The sequence below is a fragment of the Bacillus cereus group sp. BfR-BA-01382 genome, assembly GCF_022663475.1.
GTDB classification, from domain to species: Bacteria; Bacillota; Bacilli; order Bacillales; family Bacillaceae_G; genus Bacillus_A; species Bacillus_A thuringiensis_S.
On sequence record NZ_JAKUFQ010000185.1, the window covers coordinates 1 to 4,574 of the forward strand.

A 4,574-nucleotide genomic window follows, 5' to 3' on the forward strand; every position below is an offset into this window, starting at 1 on the left:
TCATCTTGCTTAGAGTTTTGCTGTTTCTCTTGAGAAGAGTCATCTTGCTCGTTATTTTTACCTTTAGTATGTTTCATACTTCTAGTCTGTTCTTTGTTATCGTCATCTGGATTGTTAGACTGCTGCTCCCAGTTATCGGCTTCTTTTGCCTCTGTTGTATTTGATTTTTTTTTCTTACGAAACCAATTCCAAATCATATGTATGCCCTCTTTAATTGTGTAATATAGTGCTATTTTGTGGCTAATTTTGTATATTATTCATTTATTTATGAAAAGAAGGAGGAGATTGGTTTACATAGAAAAAAACCTTTAGTAAGCAGTTCATACTATAACGGGGAGAGGGAGAGTCTGTGCAAATTGTAAAAAAGGAGAAGTTTGTTTTAAAAGAATTTACGTTTGAAAATGGTAGGGAAATTCCTGTTCAAATGGGATACGAGACATATGGTACGTTGAATAGAGAAAGGTCAAATGTGATTTTGGTTTGTCATTATTTTAGTGCAACAAGTCATGCGGCAGGAAAATATACAGTGCATGATGAGGAGTCTGGTTGGTGGGATGGGCTCATTGGACCTGGAAAAGCAATTGATACAAATAAGTATTTTGTTATATGTACGGATAATCTTTGTAATGTGCAGGTGAAGAATCCATATGTGATTACAACAGGACCGAAATCGATTAACCCAGAAACTGGAGAAGAATATGCTATGGATTTTCCGGTTTTTACATTTCTTGATGTAGCTCGTATGCAATATGAGTTAATAAAAGGTATGGGAATTTCAAGGTTACACGCTGTAATCGGACCGTCGGCGGGGGGAATGATTGCACAACAATGGGCGGTTCACTATCCACATATGGTAGAGCGGATGATTGGCGTTATTACGAACCCACAAAATCCAATTATTACGTCTGTAAACGTAGCACAAAATGCGATTGAGGCAATTCAACTGGATCCAAGTTGGAAAGATGGAAAATACGGAGAAGAGCAGCCGATAAAGGGGCTTCATTTAGCAAATAGAATGATGTTTATGAATGCGTTTGATGAGCATTTTTATGAAATGGCATTTCCTCGTAATAGTATAGAGATAGAACCTTATGAAAAGTTTTCTACATTAACATCATTTGAAAAAGAGATAAATAAAGCGACATATAGAAGTATAGAGTTAGTAGATGCAAATTCATGGATGTATACTGCGAAGGCGGTTTTATTGCATGATATTGCACATGGGTTTTCTTCACTAGAAGAATCTCTTTCTAACATAGAAGCGAATGTACTTATGATTCCGTGCAAACAAGATTTGCTTCAGCCGCCACGTTATAATTATAAAATGGTAGACATTTTGCAAAAACAAGGAAAATATGCGGAAGTGTATGAGATAGAAAGTATAAATGGGCATATGGCAGGAGCATTTGATATTCATTTATTTGAAAAGAAAATTTATGAATTTTTAAATCGGAAAGTATCTAGTTTTGTGTAGGAAATAAATTATGTGAAAAAGGTGCAATATGTGTAGTAGGCACCTTTTTTTACATGATTTGTAGACGGAATATATATGTAGCGATTGCTATGCCGAAGAACGCTATACTAAGTAATAGAAATAAGAATGACATTTCTTGGGGAGATTTTATCTTTTTATTATTTTGCATACTAAGTGCAATAATTGCAGCGATTAAGAACACAATGCCCATAATGAAAAGAAAAAGCGACATTTTAATCGACTCCTTTCATAAAACAAGTATATTGAGGATACAATGTGCTAGTTATGTTTGTAAAGAATAAGTTTTGCGAGAAAATTGAGAAATAGCTTTTCGATTCTTTGCGTTCTTTCTTTTGCATGCTAAAATTGGTAGAGAATGTTTGTGGAAAAGAAACTAAAGGTTTTATTGTATATAAGGAGGAACTACATATGACAGAAGTTAAAACAATTACTACAGAAGAGGTACAAGTGCGTTTAGAAAATGGAGAAACGTTATTTCTAGTAGACGTAAGAGAAGATGAAGAAGTAGCGGCAGGAAAGATTCCAGAAGCTGTACATATTAAAATGGGCGATATCCCACATAAAGTAGACTTCTTTAATAAAGAGAATGAATATATCTTTATTTGTCGTTCAGGAATGCGCAGTGAAAATGTATGTCATTATTTAAATGAGCAAGGATTTAAAACAGTGAACATGGTTGGCGGTATGCTTCAATATGAAGGTGAAACGAAATAGTTAATAGTTAAAAACTTGAAACGAGTCTGTTTCAAGTTTTTTTCTTTTGCATACAGTATAAAAAAGGAGGAGGGGTAAATGGGGGTTAATTTGCGTAAAGTAAAAATTATTAATAATACAGGAGCTGTTAATGTTGGTGACTGTTATGATATCTCGCCTTTAGCTGTGGCGAAAGTATATGCAGGAGCTGGAGGATCGAGTGCGGCTATTTTTTTAAATGGAAAAAGACAGCCAGAAGCGGTGATTAGAACATCGGTATTTCTTCCGCCTTTGGCAACGAGTACACGTACGTTAGGTTCATAAAGGAAAGGTAGAGTGTAATTATGCCTGCGCATATAAAAGAGTTTGTTATTGTTAATAATACTGGGAATATATTTACAGGTGATAATTTGAGTGATACTTCATTTACTGCTACGAAATCGTATAGTGGTTCAATGGGGTGTACTTGGATTGATGTTGTTACAGTAATAGGGACAGAAACGAAGCTTTGTTTACAGCCGGGAGATTCGGTGACGACGACATATACAAGGGGCACCCCTGCTGGTACTGTAACAGGAACAAATATGGGGCAAAGTGTAAATACATCGGGTATAGCGCAAGCTGTCCCTAATACAGATAATATGGATTCAATTGCAGGACTCCCTTAAGGAATTAAGGGAGTTTTATTTATTTGAAATAAAAATAGTCTTGGAGATTATTTTTGTAAATAGATTAAGAAGAGGTTTATTTATTATGAAAAAGACGGTTTGTAGGTGGTGAAAGTGTGAAGAATCGTGATAATAAAGGGAAACAACAATCTAATTTTAGAATTCCACCAGAACTTATTGGTCCTACTTTTCCTCCTGTTCCAACTGGATTTACGGGTATAGGGATTACTGGTCCAACAGGTCCACAAGGTCCGACTGGACCGCAAGGACCGAGAGGATTTCAAGGTCCAATGGGAGAGATGGGTCCGACTGGACCTCAAGGTGTGCAAGGGATTCAAGGTCCAGTTGGACCAATAGGTGCAACTGGACCAGAAGGGCAGCAGGGAGCACAAGGATTGAGAGGACCACAAGGAGAAACTGGAGCGACAGGACCTCAAGGTGTGCAAGGGTTACAAGGTCCGATTGGTCCAACGGGAGCGACTGGGGCACAAGGTATACAAGGGATACAGGGATTGCAAGGGCCAATTGGAGCGACAGGACCTGAGGGACCTCAAGGAATTCAAGGCGTCCAAGGGTTACCGGGTGCAACTGGTCCACAAGGAATACAAGGAGCACAAGGGATACAAGGAACACAAGGACCGAGTGGAAATACAGGTGCAACCGGAGCAACGGGTCAGGGGCTAACAGGTCCGACTGGAATAACAGGCCCAACTGGGATAACTGGACCATCTGGAGGACCTCCTGGCCCGACGGGGCCAACTGGTGCGACAGGTCCGGGTGGCGGACCGAGTGGGAGTACAGGTGCGACTGGAGCAACGGGGGATACTGGGGCTACAGGAAGTACAGGTGTAACAGGAGCAACGGGAACTACAGGTCCGACTGGAAGTACGGGAGCACAGGGCTTGCAAGGAATACAAGGTATTCAAGGGTCAATTGGCCCAACAGGTCCAGAAGGACCGCAGGGGATTCAAGGTATTCCTGGTCCGACAGGAATAACTGGTGAACAAGGAATCCAAGGGGTTCAGGGTATTCAAGGGGTAACGGGAGCAACAGGGGATCAAGGTCCACAAGGTATACAGGGGGCTATAGGGCCTCAAGGGGTCACAGGAGCAACAGGAGATCAAGGTCCACAAGGAATACAAGGAGTACCAGGGCCATCAGGAGCAACGGGACCACAGGGAGTTCAAGGGATACAAGGTCCGATGGGTGATATAGGACCAACAGGTCCAGAAGGCCCAGAGGGACTTCAGGGCCCGCAAGGAATACAAGGAGTGCCAGGACCAGTTGGAGCAACGGGTCCAGAGGGTCCTCAGGGGATACAAGGTATTCAAGGACCGGTAGGAACAACAGGCCCACAAGGTCCACAAGGAATACAGGGAATACAAGGTGTGCAAGGGATAACGGGAGCAACTGGAGTACAAGGAGCAACTGGAATTCAAGGGATACAAGGGGAAATAGGAGCAACGGGTCCAGAGGGTCCCCAAGGAGTGCAAGGTGCTCAAGGGGAGATTGGTCCAACAGGTCCGATGGGTCCCCAAGGTGTGCAAGGAGTACAAGGAATTCAAGGAGCGACGGGCGCACAAGGAGTGCAAGGTCCACAGGGAATTCAAGGAATCCAAGGTCCGACGGGGGCAACAGGAGATACAGGAGCAACAGGTGCGACAGGGGAAGGAACTACAGGCCCAACTGGAATAACGGGAGCAACAGGGGTAACGGGA

The 4,574-nt window shown here is 41.9% G+C and carries 5 protein-coding genes and 2 pseudogenes; 5 read left to right on the forward strand and 2 right to left on the reverse strand.

Annotated elements, in window-relative coordinates:
• Positions 1-197: pseudogene (locus MR160_RS32750) on the reverse strand (spore germination protein); the annotation flags it as partial.
• 152 nt (positions 198-349) lie between these two features.
• Between MR160_RS32750 and MR160_RS32755 the strand changes: the two are divergent.
• On the forward strand, positions 350-1,474 hold the full coding sequence (locus MR160_RS32755) for a homoserine O-acetyltransferase family protein (protein WP_001167625.1): 1,125 nt from the start codon (positions 350-352) through the stop codon (positions 1,472-1,474).
• Between the two features lie 49 nt (positions 1,475-1,523).
• Here the strand turns inward: MR160_RS32755 and MR160_RS32760 are convergent, their stop codons facing one another.
• On the reverse strand, positions 1,524-1,706 hold the full coding sequence (locus tag MR160_RS32760; protein ID WP_000051780.1) for a hypothetical protein: 183 nt from the start codon (positions 1,704-1,706) through the stop codon (positions 1,524-1,526).
• Positions 1,707-1,903: 197 nt separating this feature from the next.
• Between MR160_RS32760 and MR160_RS32765 the strand changes: the two genes are divergently transcribed.
• The 4 genes and pseudogenes from MR160_RS32765 to MR160_RS32780 form a co-directional block, all read left to right on the forward strand.
• Positions 1,904-2,209, forward strand: coding sequence for a rhodanese-like domain-containing protein (locus MR160_RS32765; protein ID WP_000141224.1), 306 nt, complete (start codon positions 1,904-1,906; stop codon positions 2,207-2,209).
• A 78-nt stretch (positions 2,210-2,287) separates the two neighbouring features.
• Positions 2,288-2,512, forward strand: coding sequence for a spore germination protein (locus tag MR160_RS32770; protein ID WP_000538719.1), 225 nt, complete (start codon positions 2,288-2,290; stop codon positions 2,510-2,512).
• A 20-nt stretch (positions 2,513-2,532) separates the two neighbouring features.
• Positions 2,533-2,856 (forward strand): hypothetical protein, encoded by a 324-nt coding sequence (locus tag MR160_RS32775; RefSeq protein ID WP_001110864.1) that lies wholly within the window; start codon positions 2,533-2,535, stop codon positions 2,854-2,856.
• 116 nt (positions 2,857-2,972) lie between these two features.
• A pseudogene (locus MR160_RS32780) lies at positions 2,973-4,574 on the forward strand (BclA-related collagen-like exosporium protein); the annotation flags it as partial.